The 21,274-nt window shown below is 57.6% G+C and carries 16 protein-coding genes and 1 tRNA gene; 7 read left to right on the top strand and 10 right to left on the bottom strand.

Annotation, left to right across the window (positions count from 1 at the left end; translation table 11 throughout):
- Positions 1-25: 25 nt before the first annotated feature.
- A complete protein-coding gene (locus tag LRS53_RS11475; protein WP_231355967.1) occupies positions 26-1,579 on the top strand; it encodes a methyl-accepting chemotaxis protein in 1,554 nt (517 codons plus the stop codon).
- Here LRS53_RS11475 and LRS53_RS11470 read toward each other — a convergent pair.
- The 3 genes from LRS53_RS11470 to gabD all read right to left on the bottom strand — a co-directional run bounded on the left by LRS53_RS11470 (position 1,576) and on the right by gabD (position 5,849).
- Entirely contained in the window at positions 1,576-2,772 is a 1,197-nt protein-coding gene (locus LRS53_RS11470) for an HDOD domain-containing protein (RefSeq protein WP_231355966.1), read from the bottom strand. The two genes, LRS53_RS11475 and LRS53_RS11470, sit on opposite strands and share 4 nt — an antisense overlap.
- Before the next feature lie 113 nt (positions 2,773-2,885).
- Complete coding sequence (gene gabT, locus LRS53_RS11465; protein ID WP_231355965.1) at positions 2,886-4,166, bottom strand: 4-aminobutyrate--2-oxoglutarate transaminase; 1,281 nt, start codon at positions 4,164-4,166, stop codon at positions 2,886-2,888.
- A gap of 234 nt (positions 4,167-4,400) precedes the next feature.
- Complete coding sequence (gabD, locus tag LRS53_RS11460; RefSeq protein ID WP_231355964.1) at positions 4,401-5,849, bottom strand: NADP-dependent succinate-semialdehyde dehydrogenase; 1,449 nt, start codon at positions 5,847-5,849, stop codon at positions 4,401-4,403.
- Between the two features lie 341 nt (positions 5,850-6,190).
- Here gabD and LRS53_RS11455 point away from each other — a divergent pair.
- From LRS53_RS11455 to LRS53_RS11445, 3 genes are all read left to right on the top strand, one after another.
- Positions 6,191-6,267: transfer RNA gene (locus tag LRS53_RS11455), tRNA-Arg, on the top strand.
- A gap of 105 nt (positions 6,268-6,372) precedes the next feature.
- A complete protein-coding gene (locus LRS53_RS11450; protein ID WP_231355963.1) occupies positions 6,373-7,455 on the top strand; it encodes a site-specific integrase in 1,083 nt (360 codons plus the stop codon).
- A 189-nt stretch (positions 7,456-7,644) separates the two neighbouring features.
- A complete protein-coding gene (locus tag LRS53_RS11445; protein WP_231355962.1) occupies positions 7,645-8,862 on the top strand; it encodes a hypothetical protein in 1,218 nt (405 codons plus the stop codon).
- On the opposite strand, the gene LRS53_RS11440 is transcribed toward LRS53_RS11445, so the two are convergent.
- Positions 8,831-8,980 carry a DUF4113 domain-containing protein gene (locus LRS53_RS11440; protein WP_231356123.1) on the bottom strand — a complete coding sequence of 50 codons (150 nt, stop codon included), beginning with the start codon at positions 8,978-8,980 and terminating at the stop codon, positions 8,831-8,833. The genes LRS53_RS11445 and LRS53_RS11440 overlap by 32 nt on opposite strands.
- A gap of 921 nt (positions 8,981-9,901) precedes the next feature.
- Between LRS53_RS11440 and LRS53_RS11435 the strand changes: the two genes are divergently transcribed.
- A complete protein-coding gene (locus LRS53_RS11435; protein WP_231355961.1) occupies positions 9,902-10,693 on the top strand; it encodes a hypothetical protein in 792 nt (263 codons plus the stop codon).
- A gap of 37 nt (positions 10,694-10,730) precedes the next feature.
- On the opposite strand, the gene LRS53_RS11430 is transcribed toward LRS53_RS11435, so the two are convergent.
- The 3 genes from LRS53_RS11430 to LRS53_RS11420 all read right to left on the bottom strand — a co-directional run bounded on the left by LRS53_RS11430 (position 10,731) and on the right by LRS53_RS11420 (position 12,607).
- The gene (locus LRS53_RS11430) at positions 10,731-11,315 is read right to left on the bottom strand and encodes a hypothetical protein (RefSeq protein ID WP_231355960.1); all 585 of its coding nucleotides are present in this window, start codon (positions 11,313-11,315) and stop codon (positions 10,731-10,733) included.
- A 748-nt stretch (positions 11,316-12,063) separates the two neighbouring features.
- Entirely contained in the window at positions 12,064-12,372 is a 309-nt protein-coding gene (locus LRS53_RS11425; RefSeq protein WP_231355959.1) for a hypothetical protein, read from the bottom strand.
- Complete coding sequence (locus tag LRS53_RS11420) at positions 12,362-12,607, bottom strand: hypothetical protein (protein WP_231355958.1); 246 nt, start codon at positions 12,605-12,607, stop codon at positions 12,362-12,364. Before LRS53_RS11420 ends, LRS53_RS11425 begins: the two co-directional genes overlap by 11 nt.
- Before the next feature lie 675 nt (positions 12,608-13,282).
- Between LRS53_RS11420 and LRS53_RS11415 the strand changes: the two genes are divergently transcribed.
- A complete protein-coding gene (locus tag LRS53_RS11415) occupies positions 13,283-13,543 on the top strand; it encodes a helix-turn-helix domain-containing protein (protein ID WP_074583989.1) in 261 nt (86 codons plus the stop codon).
- Positions 13,544-13,751: 208 nt separating this feature from the next.
- On the opposite strand, the gene LRS53_RS11410 is transcribed toward LRS53_RS11415, so the two are convergent.
- Genes LRS53_RS11410 through LRS53_RS11400 form a run of 3 tightly spaced genes read right to left on the bottom strand, consistent with a single transcriptional unit; the run spans position 13,752 to position 20,313 of the window.
- Positions 13,752-16,949, bottom strand: a complete 3,198-nt coding sequence (locus LRS53_RS11410) for a type I restriction endonuclease subunit R (protein ID WP_231355957.1) — start codon at positions 16,947-16,949, stop codon at positions 13,752-13,754.
- A complete protein-coding gene (locus LRS53_RS11405; RefSeq protein WP_231355956.1) occupies positions 16,949-18,340 on the bottom strand; it encodes a restriction endonuclease subunit S in 1,392 nt (463 codons plus the stop codon). Before LRS53_RS11405 ends, LRS53_RS11410 begins: the two co-directional genes overlap by 1 nt.
- A complete protein-coding gene (locus LRS53_RS11400; RefSeq protein ID WP_231355955.1) occupies positions 18,337-20,313 on the bottom strand; it encodes a type I restriction-modification system subunit M in 1,977 nt (658 codons plus the stop codon). The genes LRS53_RS11405 and LRS53_RS11400 overlap by 4 nt, the downstream gene beginning before the upstream one ends.
- Before the next feature lie 695 nt (positions 20,314-21,008).
- Between LRS53_RS11400 and LRS53_RS11395 the strand changes: the two genes are divergently transcribed.
- Positions 21,009-21,239, top strand: a complete 231-nt coding sequence (locus LRS53_RS11395; RefSeq protein WP_231355954.1) for a hypothetical protein — start codon at positions 21,009-21,011, stop codon at positions 21,237-21,239.
- The last annotated feature ends 35 nt before the right edge of the window (positions 21,240-21,274 follow it).

Raw genomic sequence — 21,274 nt, 5'->3', positions numbered from 1 at the left:
TCGAGCCGAATCACAAGGAGGTCGCATGCCCAGGCGCTGGCCCGTCGTGCTGTCGCTTCACCTGGCCATCCTCGTGGCTGCGCTGCTGCTCTGGCAGGGGCTGGCGCTGCCCTCCACCGCCGGCCTGGGACTGGTTCTCGTGGCAGCCCTCTGGCCTTGGCTACTGCTGCTGCGCAAGCCTGTCGCGCCGCCGGCTCCGGCCCAGTCCTTCGACGAGCTGACCAGCGATCTTTCGCGCAGCACGGTGCGCAACGCCGTGGCCATCGCCGGCGTGGCCTTCGCCGCCCAGCAACTGGCAGCCCGGGTGCAATCTCAAGCCAGCACGGCCGCACAGATTTCCAGCAGCGCCACGTCCCTTACCCAGACCGAGCACGACAGCGCCGGCAGCGCCCGCCAGGCCCTGGCGGTGGCGCAGCAGGTGCACCAGCGCAGCGAGGCCGGCCGGGAAGCCCTGAACTCGGCGATCGCCGCCATCCGCGCGCTCAGCGAGCACGCCCGCCAGAGTCGGGAATTGATCGCGGGCCTGAGCGCCCGCACCGACAAGATCCAGCAGGTCACCGAAGTCATCCAGGCCATCGCCAGCCAGACCAATCTGCTGGCGCTCAATGCCGCCATCGAAGCCGCCCGGGCCGGCGAGCACGGCCGCGGCTTCGCGGTGGTCGCCGACGAGGTCCGCGGCCTGGCGGCGCGGACCTCCAGCGCGACCGGCGAGGTGGGCGTGATCGTGGCCGATATCGGCCAGCAGACCGAGGCCGTAGTGGCGCAGATCCAGGAACTGGCCCAGGCGCTGGAAGATGGCGTGCGCCAGGTCGAACGCACGGGCGAAGGCCTCCAGGAGATCGCCCAGCTGGCGCAGACCGCCGAGCGCCAGGCGGCAGACATCGCCCAGGGCACCTCGGCCAATCTCGCCCAACTGGAAAGCCTGGCCCAGGCGGTGGAGCAGGTGCACAGCGATCTTGCCGACAGCGAGCGTCAGACCAGCCGCCTCAGCGGCGGCGCCGATGAATTGGTGGACATGGCCGAAGCCAGCAGCGAACGCCTGGCCGAGGTCGGTCTGGACAGCTATCACCAGCGCATCTTCGAACTGGCACGCCAGGGCGCGGATGCCATCGGTCGCCGCTTCGAGGAAGACCTGGCTGCCGGACGCATCACCCAGGACGCCCTCTTCGACCGCCAGTACCAGCCCGTGCTCGGCAGCCAGCCGGCCAAGTACCGCACCCGCTTCGACAGCTACACCGATGGCGTGCTACCGGCGATCCAGGAGCCGCTGCTGGACCAGCATCCCGGCCTGGTCTTCGCCATCGCCTGTACGCCTGAGGGCTATGTGCCCACCCACAACCGCGCTTTCGCCCAGGCGCCCACCGGCGATGTGGCGGTGGATACGGCGCGCAGTCGCAGCAAGCGCCTCTTCAGCGATCGCACCGGCAAGCGCTGCGGCAGTCATCAGCGCCGCCTGCTGTTGCAGACCTATATGAGGGACACCGGCGAGGTGATGCATGACCTCTCGGTGCCGATCCTGGTGAACGGTCGGCACTGGGGTGGACTGCGCCTGGGCTATCGCCCCGACACCGCGCGCTAGCCCAACTTGAGCTGGGTGACCGCCAGCTGCCAGACCGCGGCTTCCAGCCCGAGCATGCGCCCGGCCTTGTGCTCGAGCAGGGCCTCGAGGGATTCGCCCGGAGCAGGATTCGCCGCCTGCGCCGCCAGGTGCAGGATCAGCGACGGCTTGGGCAGTACGCCGTGCAGGCTATGTACCGCTGTCACCAGTTCGCGCAATTCCAGCGGCAGCCGCCAGTGCCGCTGCAATTCCGCGGAGAACTCCAGGCTGTAGCTCAGCAGGGCGCGCTCCAGCGCTGCCTCCTCGAGAACGCCGCCCCCGTCGCACCAGCGTTGCACACCTTGCAATACGGCCAGCTCACCCAGCCGATGGAGCAGACCGGCGGTATAGCAGCGCTCGGCGTCTTCGCGCGCATAGCGCAGCGCCAGCAGACGCGCGCAGTCGGCGGCACGTTGGGCCAGGTGCAGATAGCCTTCGGCGCGCGTGGCCAGCAGCGGATCGGACAGACGCGTCGCCCGTCGCAGACTCAGGCCCAATACCAGATTGAGGGTAAAGCCGACGCCCAGGCGCGGTAGGGCCTGGCTGAGGGTCTGGCAGGACTGCCCGACGCGCTGGGAGGCGCTGTTGGCTGCGGCAATCAGGGTCGCCGTGACCAGCGGATCCTGGCCGAACTCGGTTTCCAGCTCGCCCAGACTGCAGCTGGCGCTGTCACGGCAGCGCTGGATGATGGCGGGCAGGTCGGTGAACAGGGGTACCGCGTCGATCTCGGCGGCCATGCGCTGCAGATGGTCATCCAGCGAGCCCAGGACCGCAGCCCTCGCCGCCTGGGCCTCGTCATCCGCCGGTGGCATCAGACTGCGCAAGCGGCGCAATACCTCTTCAGCCGCATAGGGTTTGACCAGATAGGCCGTGGGTGCCAGCCGCAGGGCGGCGCGCACATAGGCGGTATCGGCCTGATCGGACAGGAGGATCACTGGCTGCAGCGGCTGGGCGCCGCGCTGGCGGATGCGGCGCAGCAGGTCGAGCCCGTCGCAGTCGGCTGGCCGCTCGACGATGATCAGCGTGCATCTCTTGTGTCGATCCAGCTCGGCGAGGGCCTGATAGCCATGGCCATACTCGTGGACCAGGGCATCGGCCCGCACGGCCAGCACCAGGGACTTGAGCAGGTCACGGGTCCAGGGATTGGCATCGACGATGAGTATCAGGGGCGGCATCCCAACCCACTCCTGCTTGAGGAAAGCGAAGCGGCGAATGATGCGTCAAAGCGGACTTTGTGCCAAGCGTGTCACAGAAAAACCGCCCTCGTGGAGGGCGGTTTGATCAGGACTCAGGCCAATTCGGCAAAACACTCGCCGATAATGGCCAAGCCGCGATCCAGCTCTTCGTCGCTGGCGGTCAGGGGGACGAGGATGCGCAGCACATTGCCGTAGCTGCCGCAGCTGAGCAGGATCAGGCCCTTCTGGCGTGCGCGGACCACGATCTGGCTGGTCAGCTCGGCGTCGGGCTGCTCGATATCGCCACTCTTGCCCAGCTCCATGGCGATCATGGCGCCCAGACCCCGGACGTCGCAGATCTGCGCGTGCTTGGTGGCCAGTTCGCGCAGGCCGGCGGTGAGACGCTCGCCCACGGCCTTGGAGCGTTCCAGCAGCTTCTCTTCCTCGAAGGTCTCGATCACCGCCAGGGCCGCGGCGCAGGCGATGGGGCTGCCGGCGTAGGTGCCACCCAGGCCACCGGGGGTGACCGCATCCATCACCGTGGCCCGACCGGTCACGCCCGACAGCGGGAAGCCACCGGCGATGGACTTGGCGAAGGTCACCAAGTCGGCGTCGACGCCCATCTGCTCCATGGCGAAGAAGGTCCCGGTACGACCGGCGCCGGACTGGACTTCATCGGCGATCAGCAGGATGCCGTGGGTGTCGCATAGCTTGCGCAGGCGCTGCATGAATTCCTTGGGCGCGGCATAGAAACCGCCCTCGCCCTGCACCGGCTCGAGGATGATGGCGGCGATGTCGCCAGGGGCGGCATCGTTCTTGAAGATGCGCTCGACACTGGCGATGGCGTCATCGACGCTGATGCCGTGCAGTTCGCAGGGATAGAGCGCGCGATAGACGCCGCCGGGCATCAGGCCCATGCCGGCCGAATAGGGCGCGACCTTGCCAGTCAGCGACAGGGTCATCATGGTGCGGCCGTGGTAGGCGCTGGAGAAGGCGATGACCCCGGCGCGCTGGGTGGCGGCGCGGGCGATCTTGACGGCGTTCTCCACGGCTTCGGAGCCGGAGTTGAACAAGGCGGTCTTCTTCGGGAAGTTGCCCGGCACCAGTTCGTTGAGCTTTTCGCAGACCTCGACGTAGGGCTCGTAGGCCAGCACCTGGAAGCAGGTATGGGAGACCTTGGTCAGCTGCTCCTGCACGGCCGCCACCACGCGCGGATGCAGGTGGCCGGTGTTGAGCACGGCGATGCCGCCGGCGAAGTCCAGGAACTCGTTGCCCTCGACGTCCCAGACCTTGGCGTTCTCCGCACGGGCGACGAAGATCGGGTGGGTCTGGCCGACGCCACGGGCGACGGCGGCGCTGCGGCGGTGCATCAGGGAATCGTTGGTGTGGCTCATTGCAGTCCTCGATGGCCGCTCATCGTGGCGGCCGGCTACGGGAAAGGCGCGGACCGGATTCCGGGCAGCATACGATGATCGACTGCCAACGGCCCGGCGTCCGCGCCGGGAAAAACTTTGGATCAGGCTGAGGGGCTGTTGGGCTTCGACGGTGAAGCCGTCTCAACCCAACCTACCTCGACCGTAGGTTGGGTTGAGCTCCGCGAAGCCCAACAGATCCAGCTAGCAGCGGTATCAGACGCCCAGGCAGAGGTACTTGATCTCCAGGTACTCTTCGATGCCGTACTTGGAGCCCTCGCGGCCCAGGCCCGAGGCCTTGACGCCGCCAAAGGGCGCGACCTCGTTGGAGATCAGGCCGGTGTTGATGCCGACCATGCCGTACTCCAGCGCCTCGGCCACGCGGAATACGCGGGACAGGTCGCGGGCATAGAAGTAGGAGGCCAGGCCGAACTCGGTGTCGTTGGCCAGCTCGATGACCTCGGCCTCGTCCTTGAAGCGGAACAGCGGCGCCAACGGGCCGAAGGTCTCTTCCTTGGACACCTTGGCGCTCTTGGGCACGTCGGCGAGGATGGTCGGCTCAAAGTAGCTGCCCCCATTGGCGTGGGCCTTGCCGCCGGCGATAACCTTGGCGCCTTGGCTCACGGCGTCGTCGATGTGTTCCTTGACCTTGGCCGCGGCCTTGGCGTCGATCAGCGGGCCGATGGTGACGCCCTCTTCCAGGCCGTTGCCGACCTTGAGCTTGGCCACCGCGGCCTTGAATTTCTCGGCAAAGGCGTCGTACACGCCGTCCTGAATATAGAGGCGATTGACGCAGACGCAGGTCTGGCCGGCGTTGCGGTACTTGGAGGCGATGGCGCCTTCCACGGCCTTGTCCAGGTCGGCGTCGTCGAAGACGATGAAGGGCGCGTTGCCGCCCAGCTCCAGCGACAACTTCTTGATGGTGGGCGCGCTCTGCTCCATCAGCTTGGCACCGATCTCGGTGGAGCCGGTAAAGGAGATCTTGCGCACGATGGGGCTTTCGGTCAGCTCGGCGCCGATCTCGGCGGCGGAGCCGGTGACCACGCTTAGCACGCCCTTGGGAATGCCGGCGCGCTCGGCCAGTTCGACCAGGGCCAGGGCCGAGTACGGGGTCTGGCTGGCGGGCTTGATGACCATGGTGCAACCGGCGGCCAGGGCCGGACCGGCCTTGCGGGTGATCATCGCGGTGGGGAAATTCCACGGCGTGATGGCGGCGGTGACGCCGATGGGCTGCTTGATCACCAGGATGCGCTTGTCGGCCTGGTGGCCGGGAATGGTGTCGCCATAGATGCGCTTGGCTTCTTCGGCGAACCACTCGATGAAGGAGGCGGCGTAGACGATCTCGCCCTTGGCCTCGGCCAGCGGCTTGCCCTGCTCCAGGGTCATCAGCCGGCCCAGGTCGTCCTGGTTCTCGATCATCAGCTCGTACCAGCGCCGCAGCTTGGCCGAACGCTCCTTGGCGGTCAGCGCACGCCAGGCCGGCAGGGCGCGGTTGGCGGCGTCGATGGCGCGCTTGGTCTCGGCGCGACCAAGCTTGGGAATGGTGCCCAGGGTCTCGCCGGTGGCCGGGTTGTCCACGGTGACGGTGGCACCGCTGTCGGCGTCGATCCAGGCGCCGTCGACATAGGCTTGCTGGCGAAACAGGGAAGCGTCTTTGAGCTGCATTACGGTCTCCTTGGCTGAAAGGGCCGGAAGCAAGGGCATGACACCCCTGCGCCTGCGATAGGGTCAGGCTTGAGAACGCTGGCATGGCCACCGTTCAGCGCCCGCTCGAGCAACATCCGAAGCGACTGGGCGTTCGAAATATTGAACGCATCCTAGGAGAATATTGAACTCCCGCGCAAGAGCGCCGGAGCGGTTTTCGCGCGGCCCTCCTCCTTGTTTATGCAGCCCTTGCCACGCCCCGCGAAACAGTCGTTCAAAATCAACAACATCGTGCATCCGGGCATGGACGGTCAGAGGCAAGGTGAGTATGATGGCGACCGATTCAGCGTCATCGAATCATTGCACTCGTAGCTCAGCTGGATAGAGTACTGCCCTCCGAAGGCAGGGGTCGTGGGTTCGAATCCCGCCGAGTGCGCCATCTTCTTTCCCTTGTTTCACAAGGGGTTAGCGCTCCTGACAGAAACCTGTCCTAGTCCTGAAAGTCGTTTTTGCCACAAATTTGCCACACTCAAGTGTGGCGGGAATGGCTGAAATGGCAACAATCAGGAATCGCGGCGAGTATCAGTGGGAAGCGCAAATTCGCCGTAAGGGCTATCCAGCCCAGCGCAAAACCTTCGAAACCAAAGCCGACGCCCAAGCCTGGGCACGTATGATCGAAAGCGAAATCGACCGAGGCATCTTTGTCTCTCGGGTCGAGGCTGAACGCACCGCCTTTCATCAGCTCATCGATCGCTACATCTCCGAGATCGCCCCGAAGCACAAAGGTGCGTACTCGGAAATCAAACGACTCGAAGCGCTTAAGCGTCATCCGCTCGCAACCCGCATCGTTGCCACCCTCACCTCCTCGGATTTTGCCCGCTACCGTGACGAGCGCTTGAAAATTCGCAAGGGCAACACGGTGAAGCGTGAGTTGGCTTTGTTCCAATGCGTGATCGAGGTCGCCCGGCGCGAGTGGGGTATTCATCTCGCGGAGAACCCGGTGCGGATGGTTAGCCGCCCAAGCTACAACGACGAACGCTCACGGCGGCTTGATCCAGTTGAAGAGCAGTACATCCTCAGCGCGCTGGAGCTGTGCGAACGCCGTTCGGACGGCACCTATGCTGATGCCTCTCATAATCCTTGGATGCGCCCCATCGTCCAACTGGCGATTGAAACGGCCATGCGCCGTGGTGAGATCTTCGAGCTGCGCTGGAAGCACGTGAACCTGGATCGTAGAACCGCACACCTTCCTGCGACCAAAAATGGACTGCCAAGAACAATCCCGCTCTCACCCAATGCCATCCAGCTGTTGAGAGGACTACCACGCTCCCTGTGCGGTCGAGTCTTCCCCACCACTGCTGACGCTCTTAAAAAAGCCTTTGTGAGAGCGCTGGAGCGCGCGCGGTCAAAATACCTGACTGACTGCCATCAAGTTGGTGTGTTGCCCCAAGAAAATTTCCTGCTGGATCTGCGTTTTCACGACCTACGGCACGAGGCTACTTGTCGGCTTGCCACCAAACTGCCGAACCTCATCGAGTTGGCTAGCGTGACTGGGCACCGTGAGGTGAACATGCTGAAGCGGTACTACAACATCACGGCAGAGGAGCTGGCGGCCAAGCTGGCCTGATCTAGCGTCAACTGAAAGAGTGCGCTATCAGTTCGCAGGTATGCGAACTTGACCAGTCGCCTGAGGCAACCGACGACTGTCGACGCGAAGCTGCGCTTTACGAAGGACAGCAATCGGCCATAAGCGGCCGTCGGGCGTCTACTGAACTAGGGGCGAATTAGATTAGATTAGATTAGATTAGATTAGAAGGTGAGTATGGAAGATAGATATGTAAAGGAAAAGCTGGCTCGGGATAATTTTGAGAACCAGTTTATGGATGTCTTTTTCTTAAAAGATATGGCTCAGTCCATTATTGATGACTTAGTTAAGTGGTCGAATGATGAGGTCTATTCACGCCTTGGTGGAAAGCTTGAGTGTGAGCTGGCTCTTTCTGAAGCTGTAAATGCAAGGGCATCAGTTGATCCCGCTGATCCATACAACCCGCGTATAATAATTTATATGGGGATGGTGCGCGAAATCTATCGTGACTCTTTGGTCTTTCCAATTCTGGCAGATAGGATTTCTGCCATTCCTGGTCATGATGAAAGTTTTAAAGAGGTGTTTGGTGGCGCACCCTCATATTTTGAAGGTGGTGCTCCTGATATTCCTGATACACTGCTTACTCCACTTTATAAGATTTATAAATCTGCATTAGAAGGAAAAGACCAAGATGCGCGCATGACGGACAAGTCAATCGCTTGCCGATTTTTGATGTTTGAGGTGATGCTGGTGTGGGTGTTTTTTCACGAACTTAGCCATCTTGCACAGCGTCACTACCTATTCAGGAATGGCAAGGTTACTGTGGAGAAGTTAGAAGAAGAGTCTTACGAGATATCTGAGACTGAGTGTGCGGGTGATGAGTGTGTGAGGTTCCAAGCAAGAGAGGTGCTCGCTGACGTTGAGGGTAGCGAACTGACAATACGGTACTTACTTCGGAAAAATATGTTTCATTTTTCATCTATTTATCTTTTGTATTGTGCTCAATATTGCATGTTCAATAGATTCTATATGGGGTATGAGCCTAATCTCGATTTTGTGAACAAAAAGCACCCCCATCCAGTTGTGCGAAATGAATTAACATCATCGTTTCTAACTGAGCATGTGATTTATTGTCTAGTTAACATGAAGGGGGATGTTCCGGTTGAGAAGATATCAATGGCCGTTGTGTACCTTTCAGTCAAGTCGTCACTTATTTCCGGAATCTACTGGGGAAATAGGTATGAGGTTATGAGTGGAGAACTGACTCCGTTTATGAAGCTAATGATGGACAAATTGAAAAGAGACGAATACTGCTCAACGCTTATGCGTTCAGTGCATGAGCACTTGTCCGTAATTAAAGGGCACCACTTGAATAGGCACAATTTTACTGACTTCATTGGTGTGCTGCGTTTTTTCTCTACCGATATCGAGGAAGGTCAGCAAGCCTAGTTTTGATACTCCGACTCATCATCCGGCGGCGCATTTCCCATTCCGGCTTAAACGAGATGCGCCCTGAGTGCAACGCATGCTTGCCGTACTTCCTGTTCACTTGATCTAGCACAGCCATGAGCCCATCCGATCTTGCCGGCTGCGAAGGCGTGAACAGATCCATCGTGAACTCCCCGCGCTTCCGCAAATCCATCAGCAGCACCGCGGCCTTGCTGTACTTGTAGCCATCTCTTCATATCGCATTCAGGCCATGCATAGCGACGTTTGTTAGGAAAACCCCGTCGTCGGTTGGGTAGAGTGGATGAAGGGTGACGCGGTTGGAGTATTTCGGGTCGTCTCCAAGCGGGCTTTCGAGCTCTTGGTAATTTGTCCGCTTCTGGCCGCTAGCTGCCCTAAGGGCAACGTCAGCTTTGGGTCGTCAGCTGCCCTGCACGAAGGGCAGCTTTGGGATGCTTCCCGCCGATCATAGACAACCGGTGCGCTGCTCAATTCGATGCAAACGTCTGGCCCAGTCGTATGCAGGCAACCGGGAATGGCAATTCAAACGCCCAATCATGTGGAGTGGAATTACTCACACAAAGCCAGGTGAAGCTTTTGCAAAGCCCAAAAACCGTTAAAAAACTGTCCTAGCCACGAACTCGGCAAGCAGCAAAAACTGACCTCTCAGATCAATTGAGAGATAACCAGATGCCAGTAGATTACGAAACCATTCAGAAAATACAGAAACTCGGTGATGACGTTCTCGTTGGTGTTGCAGAGGTAGCCGCATTAACCGGGTTCAGCGTACTTACCGTACGCCAGCGGAAGCTGCCTGGCCTTCAGCCGGTACATGGGTTATCGAGGCTTAGGTGGAGGCTTGGCGACCTCAGGGCCTGGATGCGTACCGGAGATACGAATACTCGCCCCCAACCACCAAGAGAGATTGTACCTTCACAGCCGAAGCGCACGGGCAGACCCACGAAAAAGGCACAAGTAGAGGCGCGTCAATGATGGACGCCTCGATCCGACTTCTAAGTTTGCAGGCGGGGGAGCAGTGATCATGGGCAGACAGAGAACCATCAGAGACCAGAATTTCTGGCGATCGCCACGCCTCATGAATTGCACGACTGAGGATAAGGTTGCATTGCTGCACCTATTAACCGCGCCTGACAGCAACATCACTGGTGTCTACCCGCTCGTGCCGCGCATTGCGGGCGCAGAGCTCGGGTGGACCGCAGATCAATGGCTACAGGTTATCCATCGGCTGCAGGATGAAGACCTTGTCAAATATGACCACAACCGCTTCGTTGTCTGGGTGCGCCTTTGGTGGGACCACCATTCTGCAAGCCAAGTAACAGGTCCGAAACTAAGAGACCGCACGGTCAGTGAAATCCGTCGTATACCTGGCGAGTGGCTTGGTGAATTTCTAAATGACTTCAAAGAGCGACTAACCGGCGATCAGCAGCGCCTGGTTGAGGATTTGCTCCACTCAGACCGCCCACGCGTACCTGAAGAGGTATCGATACCACAGCAATGCGGTATCGATACCCTATTTGCCAACGCCCGCCCTAACAACAAACCTCAATCAAAAACACTAACCGAAACGTCGAGCGTGAGCTCTCGTAAGCTGGATATGTCGGGCATCCCTTCCGAACACCAGACGAATGTACACAGGGGACTGGTAAAAGCCATGACCAGCGGTAAGCTCCGCTTTGCGCCCCAGGTGATCGTTAACGCGATGGCTGAAAATTACCGCTCGGTCTCAAGCAAGCCACAAAACGCAATGGCCCTGACGCTGTACCTAGCAGAGCACCTGAACAACGCCCCCTCAGCCAACAGCTCAAGGCCGTAAACTCGGTCAAGCAAGAGCTGCGGGACGACGGTTGCTTTCATTCGTCAGGGACTGATTCGAAACCTAGGATCCGTGCCAATTCGCGATTGGATGAATCGACACGCAGGCGGCTAACCAGTCCCTGCTCTCGCTCCCGCTGCTTGAGTAGATAGGCATCGTCAAAGCATTGCACGATGTCATACTCATTCAAGATTTTCGCCGTGACCTGTCGCTTCAGCCGATTGATTATCTTTCGAGCGCTGAGCTGAGCTGCCTCTCGCACATACGCACGCATGAGGAGATCTCGAAAAACCCAGTCCGAAATCCAACCTTTCGTGAATGCCCAAAACACCAAACGCTGGAACGTATCCCAAGCCATGCGCGATTGCCCGCTGAGGTAGCGCCTCAGCACTCGACCATCAGCATCACCGAAGCCGGACACTTTCAGCTCAGCAAGCTGACGCTCAAGCTTCACCTTGGACATGCCTGACTTCACGCCAACCCCGGCGAACAGATACTCGATCAAATCAACAGGCACGCGGATCACGAAGTTTTTCCTGCCAGTGCCTTGGTGATGCTTGATCTCACGAAAGACAGCCTGCAGGGCTTCAGACGGCTCGATATCCTGGGGGCTTAGCTTCATGCAGCTATTGTTCGACTACTCCGTCGCTCTGTCAAAAGCATATTTGCTTTCAAAAATGCATGATCCAGGCAGTATGGGACCCTTCGCTCATTTCTAGAGCCGTCATCACCTGCCCGCAGCTGCAAGCAGAGCCCTGGAGCAAGCTGGGCACGACCTCAAGCTCCCTGGAGTAAACCCGTAGTGTGCCGCATCTGGCAAATACTTTACCCCTGCCCGGTTCGGCTTTCTGTGCCCTTCTTAATACCGACCGCCAAATGTTCCTCATCCATCCAGTCGATATTTCACTACACCTCGTACCTAGCCATTTTTGCGTTAGCGATAGGCTAGAGATCCCCCATTCCTGCTATTTGACTGTTACCCCAATCATCTTGGAATGCTTCTTTAGAAAATTTATCGAAACACTTACTGCTTACAGACACCGCACACTCTAGAGATACCAAACGTAATGTCGGACGGGCCTCCTTCAGCTCTTTGTCTGCGTCCCCCAGCCATCATTTCCAGGATATGCTTCATGCTTACCAGCGCTTTGTCTTTGCATCCTCATCACCTGTTCCCGCAGTTGTCACGCTAACGCGCGCAGAAGCTGGGACAGGGTAGGGTTTGTACTCCCGCCAAGCATGGCGTACGTACAAGCGACGGTGCGGCAGTCGTTTCACTCCCTTGCCACGTCTACCATCCCTGCTCAGGGCAAGCCCCGAGACCCAGAGCGCAAAGCGGTTACCGATAAGGCATCAGGTAAGCTGGCCACCTAAAAATCAATTGAGATACCAAAAATTGAAAGAATTTCATGCTCCGCCAAGCCTCGGCTACGCATCTCTGAACCCGCTGAAGACGTCAGCACATCGTGCTCAATCCTCTGCTGCTCAAGAAGCCGACTCAGAAGGAAAAATTCATCTTGTGTCTCCATCTCCTGGAGACGCTCTGGTGCGCTGAGCGCCCAGCGATCAAGAATCCGCCAACCGCGGAAATGGTAGGAGCTTGAGAGGCGGATTGAATCGATAGTCGCTTTGCTCAGCACGCGTGTTGCAACACCTGAAATGTTTCGCTCAGTTAGCATCTGTGCTCTCCTTAAATAGGCGATTGATCAAGCGGGTGTTTTGACCAATTGAAGATGATCGAAAACCACCTCTTTCCCGCAGCTCGCAGATATGTGCAGCGGCAAAACCGAGAAAACTCAAAGCCTCTAAATCGTCTAATGCCAGGGCAGCATTCGCGGAACGCATTAACTTATTCGCAGCCTGAAGCCGAGCAATAGTCTCATCAAAACAGCCGACCCCGATATCTTCAGCCATACCCTTAGCACTCCTCATTAAATGAGCAATCATGAAATCAATCGCCAAGCAGCATTCGCAAGCGAGCTTCCGTATCTACTACCTCCCATGGCTTCAATGCCAAGCCAAATGATGGGATAGATAAATTGGTAGTTAAGATCTCTAAACGATAATTTCGTTTCCCTACTGGAAGGATACGCCAGGACCTGATCTCATTTAGCTTAAAAAAATGCCCACCCTCACTCACTGGATAAGCAAGCAACTTATTATTTAGAGAATCGATACCAAGATATGCATCATTGATCTTGGCAAACACCTCTACCTGAGGCTCAAATTGCGTAGAACGATATCTATCGGCTATGCGCCTAAGCTTTTTCCGTAAATCTCATTCACCTTCCAAAAAAACCATCCGCCTCCTGCGAAGTACATAAACAAGACCCAGAATAACCAGCGAATGGCTGGATTCTAGCTATTAGAAAACCCCAGGAAAAAAGGCAGATTAAAGCCAGTAAGCACTAGTACAACCAGTAGCAATGCGCCAATAGGTAGGCAACCAACAGCCCAAGCTACCCGGATTAGCTCCCAAACCAGTCTCATAGCTACTCCAAAATTCGTTTACGCTACGACTTTATCTGAAAATCAGTTATCCGAAAAGCAGATATAGCTTCAGAGGCTGAATTGCCACTGGGCGCAGCCATGAGTAAAGCGATCTACCGACCTGAGCATGCGATTTTTCTGGAAGAACTGAAGCGGATGCGGGTCAAAGCTGGGCTGACACAAGCCCAATGCTCAGCGGCATTAGGCAGGCCACAATCGTTTATGAGTGATGTAGAAAGAGGGATTAGGCGGCTAGATACGATTCAGCTTCGCGATCTGTGCAAGGTCTTGAACACCGACCTTCTCAGCTTCATCAGGTGCTTTGAACGCGCCCTCGACCATAGCAACTCGAACGAGTGAGCCATGGAGCCGCTGTCCGGTCAGCAATGCCGGGGGTGTATAGCAGTCTTTGTAGCTGGCAATTACCGTCTACCATGCATCATAGACAGATGCTCTCCTTGAGGGATGTCAAAATTTATCTCAAGCTTCTCACGAAGCTTGAGAATGTAACCGAAAAAATCACATGTCCAGGATGGCACTCTGCGGCACCTCTCTCTGCCCTGTCTAGCTACCCCTGAATATTATGATTTGGCGAATTCTCACCAAAAGACTTGAGCATCTTCAGAATCGTCAGTGCGAACGCTCTCGTCTTTGTTTCACTCTCTAAAACTTCCAAAGACAGCTTTTCGTGATCAGTGATGGAGTCCAGCACCGTGTCCAATACCCGCTTGGGGAAAAGGCCATGCATAACCTGGTCGGTCGAGTGATTGTTGACCTGAGCCATCACATCTTCTTGTCGACTAATGCGTTTTGCAATGCCGGTTAGAAAATGCAGCTGATCATCATCGCTCACCTCTGCTCCAAAAATATCGTTTAGTGCCTTCACAATCTCTGATAGGCGCTTTTTCTCCGGGTCGTGAGGCTTGCCGCTGCCTACCTCGCTCGCTGGTTGCAACTGGTGTTCACTGTTATCAGCACTTAGCTGAAGCATCTGTTCTGCGCGTTTGCTTAGCCGATAGTGAGTCAACTCCAGCTCGCCAAGATCTACATCATCCCGCTCAAGCCGATCTACTCGAAGCAACGGATACAGGTGCTTAGCAAAGACGCATAGCTCCTCTAACTCACGGTCCTCGTATGGGACAATTTGCGAGAGGAACTCGTACAGGCGTACAAAGCTTTGCAGGTTCTTACGGAAGAGGTCGAGCTGGTCCACCTGCTCGCCCGCCTCCCTGAGAGCATGCTCAGCTTTCTTTAAACCGGCGCTATCGCCATTGGCCTCAGCGGTACGCTTGAAATCAAGTGCCTGCTGGCGTGACTCGACGCTGAAGGCGTAACGCTTGGCAAAGCGTTCCTTCGCCGGTTGGCAGTAATAGCTGAGCTTGCTGGCGGCCGCTTTCGGGTCGAAGAACGCCAGGGCAAACGCCTCAACCTCTTGCCAGTGATAGATCCCTTCAGCATCCAGCCTTTTCTGCAGGTCATAGATGATCTGCGGGTCAGTGACATCGCTCAGCTCGGCCCTAGTGTAGTAAGGCAAGAAAGCATCGAGAATGTCCTGCGGCTCGTTGAAAAAGTCGAGAATGAAGGTCTGCTTCGCAGGGAAGGTTCGATTAAGGCGCGATAGCGTCTGTACGCAATCCACGCCCTGTAGCTTCTTATCAACGTACATCGCGCACAGCTTGGGCTGATCGAAGCCAGTCTGATACTTGTTGGCAGCGATCATGACGTTGAAATCTTGAGTGTCGAAAGCCTTGGCTAGGTCGCGGCCATTTAGGCCAACGTTGAGTAGGTTGCTAGTCTCGGTTACCTCCTCTGGAATCACGTCGTCAGGCGGCACACTACCTGAAAAGGCCACCAGTGGATGCACATCGGCATAGCCCATCCGCTGTACATACTCTTTAACTGCGAGTTGGTAGCGCACCGCCTCCTGGCGACTACTGGTGACTACCATTGCTTTGGCCTGGCCATTGAGCAGATGAAGGATGTTGGCGCGAAAATGTTCGACGATGATCTCGACTTTCTTGTCGATATTGTAAGGATGCAGCCGCACCCAGCGTGCCAGCTTCATGCGCGCTTTCTTCGAGTCCACCTCGTCGTCTTCACCATCGGGGTGGGCGATCTTCCAGGCAGTGCTGTAAGTGGTGTAGTTCTGTAGCACATCGAGAATAAAACCTTCCTCAATGGCTTGACACATGGAATACAGATGGAACGCCTCGGGTTTATTGCTGGCGCTTGGTGGCAACGTCGGCTCAGGCACACGACCAAACAGCTCTAAGGTCTTAGCCTTCGGCGTGGCGGTAAAGGCGTAATAGCTGATGCGCTCGCTCGGCTTGCGCGCCTGTACGGCAGCGTCGAGCAGGTCTTCAGCGCTGACCTCTTCAGCTTCGAGCGCATCGCTGCCGAGGATCTGCTTCAGTTTGCTAGCCGAGGAGCCGGTCTGCGAGGAATGCGCTTCGTCAGCGATCACGGCATAGCGCCCTAAGGCGAGTTTTGGATACTTCTCTAGCGCGTCGAACAGCGCCGGGAACGTCTGGATAGTGACGATGATGATGCGCGTCTGATCAGCCAGTGCCTCCGCGAGTTGCTCGGACTTGCTCTGGTTGCCAACGTCGCGTGTAATTGGTCTCACCACACCTTGAGCATGCTCGAACTGGTAGATGGTGTTCTGCAGCTGGCTATCCAGCACCGTTCGGTCGGTGACTACGATCACCGAGCTGAACAGCCGCTGTCCGTCATCGCTGTACATCGAGGCAAGCTGGTGGGCGGTCCAGGCGATGGAGTTGGACTTGCCGGAACCGGCGCTGTGCTGGATCAGGTAACGCTTGCCCGGCCCTTCGGCGTGGGTGGTCTCGATCAGCTGGTTGACCACATTCCACTGATGGTAGCGCGGGAAGATCATCGTCTCTTTGGTGGTCAGCGTACCGTCGAAGCCTTCGCTGGTCTTCTTGTCCAGATGCAGGAAGCGCCCGAGCACCTTGAGCCACGCATCCGGCTGGAACAGCTGCTGCCAAAGGTAGCCGGTGGCGTACTGGCTGTCGTCGGACGGTGGTGGGTTGCCAGCGCCGCCTTCCGCGCTGCCGAGGTTGAACGGTAGGAAGAAGGTGTCCTTGCCGTCCAGCTTGGTGGTCATTGCCACCTCATTCTGGCCGACGGCGAAATGCACCAGCGCGCCGCGCTTAAAGGTCAGCAGCGGCTCGGGCTTGCGGGTCAGCGGATCTTTTACCGGGCGGTCGTAGCGGTACTGGCGCTTGGCATTTTCTACCGACTGCTTAAATTCGCTTTTTAGCTCCAGCGTGGCGGTGGGGATGCCGTTGACGAATAGCACCAGATCCAACCGTGGGTTGTAGCTCTGCCCGCCGCTCGCCGCATCACGCGCATGGGGCGAGTAGGACACCTCCGGCACCACGCGCAGGCGGTTGCAGCGGTAGCGCTTGAGGGTGTCCGGGTTCATGCCGTGGTCGGGCTGGAAGCTGCACAATTCTACCTTCACTGCCGGCAACTTGAAGCCGTGGCGCAGCACATCCAGGGTGCCGCTCTGTTCTAGCTCGCGCACCAGTTTCTGCACCAGCACGTCATCCGGGTTGTTTGGATTGGCTTTAGCGAACTTGTCCCAACGCTCTGGCCAGGCTTCCTTGAAGTAGCCCAGCACATCCTCGGTATACAGCGCGGTACGGCGGTCGTAGCCACTGGAAGTGCCGACCAGCCAGCCTTGAGCGGCCAGGGCGTCGGTAATGTCATGTTGAAACTGAGCTTCCTTGCTGTCCGCCATCACACGGCCTCTTGTACTAATTCGGGAGTTGGTGCGCTGGCCGGTGGCTGCCAACCGCGCACGTCGATTTTGCCGGTAACGGCGGCGGAGATTAAGGCGGAGCGGCGTTCTTGGAGCAACCTAATGCCCTCTACGGCTTCTTTGCTCAAGAAATTGAACTGTGCTCTTAGCTTTTTTACCGCGGCGACAATTTCAGCCACCTCGTTGCTTGGGGGTATAGGCACATCAATTGATTTGACGATGTCAGTGTTCAAGTTCGGCTGCCCCGAGCCAGCAGCCCTATCTCTAAGCCCCTCAGTCAGGGTTGCCAGATAGAGATATGAATACTCTTTATCCAAGGAGAGGTTTTCGAAGCCAACAACTCCGTCATTAGCGTTTGCGTTAATCATCAGTATTTTCGGGACCCCTAAGGTCGCCCCGCTATTTGAAAGTAGCAAAGTGCCCTTAGAAAAAATTCGGCATTGATCGCTGCCTTTCTTTGTCAGAAACGCCTCTGTTTCATTCAGATAAATCTCATCGTCTTTCGTTATTTCTGCAACTGTTACCCAAGGCGAATAATCACCATTGAAAAGTTCTGGGTCACCGGCTGGTCGCGGTGAGCCACCTCTGACAACAGAAGATATATAACCAAACTTGCTTACCACCCAATGCGCCGGCACCTCGCCTAGCCACTCCACGCCGGAGTCTTTCATCGGCACCGTGGTGTCGAGGCCTTTGGTGACGGCGTGGGAGATCACGGCCTGGCGCTTTTCCTTGAGTAGTTCGATCAGGCGCTGCTGCTCTTCGATCAGCGCGTCGATGCGGGCGGTTTCGTGGTCGAGGAAACAGGCGATTTGGATTTGTTCTTTGTGTGGCGGGAGTGTCACTGCGAGGGCAGCCATGTCCTCCCAGCCGACACGCGGCATTTTGGCACCAATGGTTGATGCATTGAGATCCTCAATCACGGAGGGCGTCAAAATGTACTTATGAAGAAATTCACTATTAACCGCGCGCGGACGGAGTACAAAGAAATCACCAACAGCCTGCCCCGGCCTGTCTGCCAGCCAAACCTTTGCCAAGTAGGGTCTCAGCTTTCCAAACAGAATGTCTTCTTGTCGGAATGCTATTCCGTCACCGGCAAACTCCATATCAGTTTCAATAAAGCGCCCGGTCCATCCTTCAATGTTTTCTAGCCCTACCTGAAACTCTGATGTTGTCGCCTTATCAGTGACCTGCTCGGCTATCCACTTTAAAGGACTGCCCCCCCAATGCTCCGGTACAACTCCGAGCCACTCCACGCCAGAGTCTTTGTACTCCGGATACTTCGGAAACCTACTCGGGCTTTCCCTGCCCTCGCACTGCGGGCCAACGGCTGCGCCGTTGTTCAAATTTGTTCCCGACAAATTTGTCATGCCGACAGCCCCTCGATCATCTGCTTGATGCGGTCGGTGCAGGCTTTCAGGTCGCGGTCGATCTCTTCCAGCGGGCGCGGCGGCTGGAATACATAGAAGTGGCGGTTAAAGGGAATCTCGAAACCGACAACGCCAACTTCGCCGTCCTGCTCATCACGCTTGCTCTCGTCTATCCAGGCATCCGACACATGGGGTTTCACTTCGCGTTCGAAGTAGTCGTACACGGACTCGCCCAGCGGCACGTTCTCGTTGTCGCGCAGGCCGGCATCCGCTTCCGGCTGGCCTTTGACCATGCAGATATCCGCCTCGGGGTCGCGCTCGCTCAAGGCATTGAGGATGGCCTTCAGCTCCGGCGTGCTGGGGAATACGTTGTGGGCGTTGAGCGCCTTCTTCAGCAGCTTGCTGAATTGCTCGCGGTTGCGGTGCAGCACGCTGGCGTCCATGGCCTGCAGGGCTTCGATCAGGCGCTGGCGTGCAGGGGCTTCCAGCTTTTCAATGGCTTTTTCTTCCAGCACTTTCTCAATGCGCTCGGCACTGGTTTGGAAATTCAGGCGCAGCGGGCGCTCGACGGTGATGCGCCGGTAGCCGAAGGCTTCGACGGGGAAGATCTTGCTCTGCGGGGTTTCCTCGAAGCGACCATACAGGCGCACCAGCGCGTCGATCTGCTCCTCGGTGAGGTACTGGCGCTTGCTGCCCAGCGACTTTCGCATCTTGGCAAAGTGCTGGCTGCCGTCGATCAACTGCACCGTGCCCTGGCGCGCAGCGGCCTTGTGGTTACTGAGTATCCACACATAGGTGGCGATGCCGGTGTTGTAGAACATGTCCGTCGGTAGCGCGACGATGGCTTCGACCAGATCGTTTTGCAGGAGGTAGCGGCGAATCTCCGATTCACCCGAGCCCGCGCCACCGGTAAACAGCGGCGAGCCGTTCAGGATAATGCCGATGCGCGAACCACCATCGCGCGGATCACGCATCTTGCTGACTAGGTGCAAGAGGAACAGCAGCGAGCCGTCGGACACGCGGGGCAGGCCTGGGCCAAAGCGGCCATCGAAGCCCTTCTCCGTATATTCGTCAGTGATCTGCTTCTGAACCTTCTTCCACTCCACGCCGAATGGCGGGTTGCTCAGCATGAAGTCGAAGCGCTTGTCAGCAAGCTGATCATTGGACAGCGTGTTGCCGAGCTTGATGCTGGTGACGTCTTGGCCCTTGATCAGCATGTCCGCTTTGCAGATGGCGTAGGACTCGGGGTTGAGCTCTTGGCCGTGCAGAGACACGGTAACCTTGTCGCTAATGGACTGGATGTACTCGTCGCCCTCAGACAGAAATCCACCGGTGCCGGCGGTTGGGTCATAGATGGTGACGATGCTGTTGGGCCCGAGCTTGCCGTCCTGCCCAGTGATCACCAGCGAGGTGGTGAGGTGCACGATATCGCGGGGGGTGAAGTGCTCCCCAGCGGTTTCGTTGGAGCTTTCCGCGAATTTGCGGATCAGCTCCTCGAAGATGATGCCCATGCCGAAGTTGCTTATGCGCTCGGGGCTCAGATCGGTAGCAGCGAAGCGCTGTACGACCTGATATAGCAGGTTGGCGCTAGTCAGCTGCTGGACGAAATCTTCAAAGTGAAAGTGCTCAAATATCTCGCGAGCGTCCTTGCTGAACGCCTGCACATAGCTCATCAGGTCGGCGGCGGTCTGAGTATCAGACAGCGTGGCGAGGGTGAGCGACGAAGCATTGAAAAACTGTTGGCCAGCCGTGCGCAGCAGGATCATCTCGCGCACCGCGTCGGGACGACCCTCCTGCGCGAAGGTCTGTTTGATGACTTCATCCTTAGTAGGCGCAAGCACGCATTCCATCCGCCGTAGCAGCGTGAACGGCAGGATGATGCGACCGTACTGGGACTGCTTGAAGTCACCGCGTAGCAGGTCGGCAATCGACCAGAGAAAAGCGGCCGTTTGAGAATGGTTTTCCGTATTCACGTTGGAGCTCCAAGAATCGCTAGCAAAAACACTAGTTTAGCTTGGATGAATCAAACGATTAGACCTTACCCGTGCCTTCTAGCTACCTAGCGCTACCACTGGCCGGGCGATAGAAAAGCGTGTCTCCTCTCAGGATAGGGTAGCTACGCTCAGATAGTCCGCGAGCTAGAAAATTTTGGATCCCTGTGGCAACCCCTATCAACCTCAGTTGGCGAGGCGCTAAATACTCCTTGTGATGAGTCAAACGTCTCGAAGACAACCGCTGGCAAGCTATGCCACAAATTTGCCACACTCAACCCGCTAATCACGGCGAAATCGAGCTAACGCAAGCTAACTTAACTCGTTGATCAGCAAGCTAAATTCCGCTAACGTGTTGTTTCTAAACGTCGACTTTTAGGACTCCGAAGGCAGGGGTCGTGGGTTCGAATCCCGCCGAGTGCGCCATCTCCGTTCACCGTCGCGTGAACCTCAGCAAAGCCCGCCATCGAGCGGGCTTTGTTGTTTCTGACAGTCTCTCAGGCTGTCCCAAGACGCGAAGAGCGTTCATGAAAGGGACGTAGCCAGATTACCGGCGAAAATTATCTGACCATTATCACCATCCCTCGCGCGATCCTGGTCTAAGCTCTGCCCCTTAGAACCGCTCCAACCAGCCGGCCGGATGCCGATACCCTGGTGATCACCCGCAAGGACGCCTCATGAAATACCTCCTGACCAGCTCGGTCACCCTCTTTCTCGCCGCTCCGCTCTTGACCGAAGACACCGCCCTGGCTCAGGCCGGCCATGCCCTTCGCCCGGGGCTGGAGGCAGCGGCGCACTCCCTCAATCTGTCGCTCCTCCAGAGCAGCGCGGTGGGCAGAGGCCCGGTGGCCGACGGGGCGCGGCTACAGCTGGCGGCGCTGGAGCGACAAGCGCGGTTGGACGACTAGCCTCAGGGCTTTGCCAAGGCCCGGCGCAGAGGCCT

This window comes from Pseudomonas sp. PLB05 (assembly GCF_021106615.1).
GTDB lineage: Bacteria > Pseudomonadota > Gammaproteobacteria > Pseudomonadales > Pseudomonadaceae > Chryseomonas > Chryseomonas benzopyrenica.
Note: the sequence above shows the minus strand (reverse complement) of the source record. Positions and strands in the feature narration are given on the sequence as shown.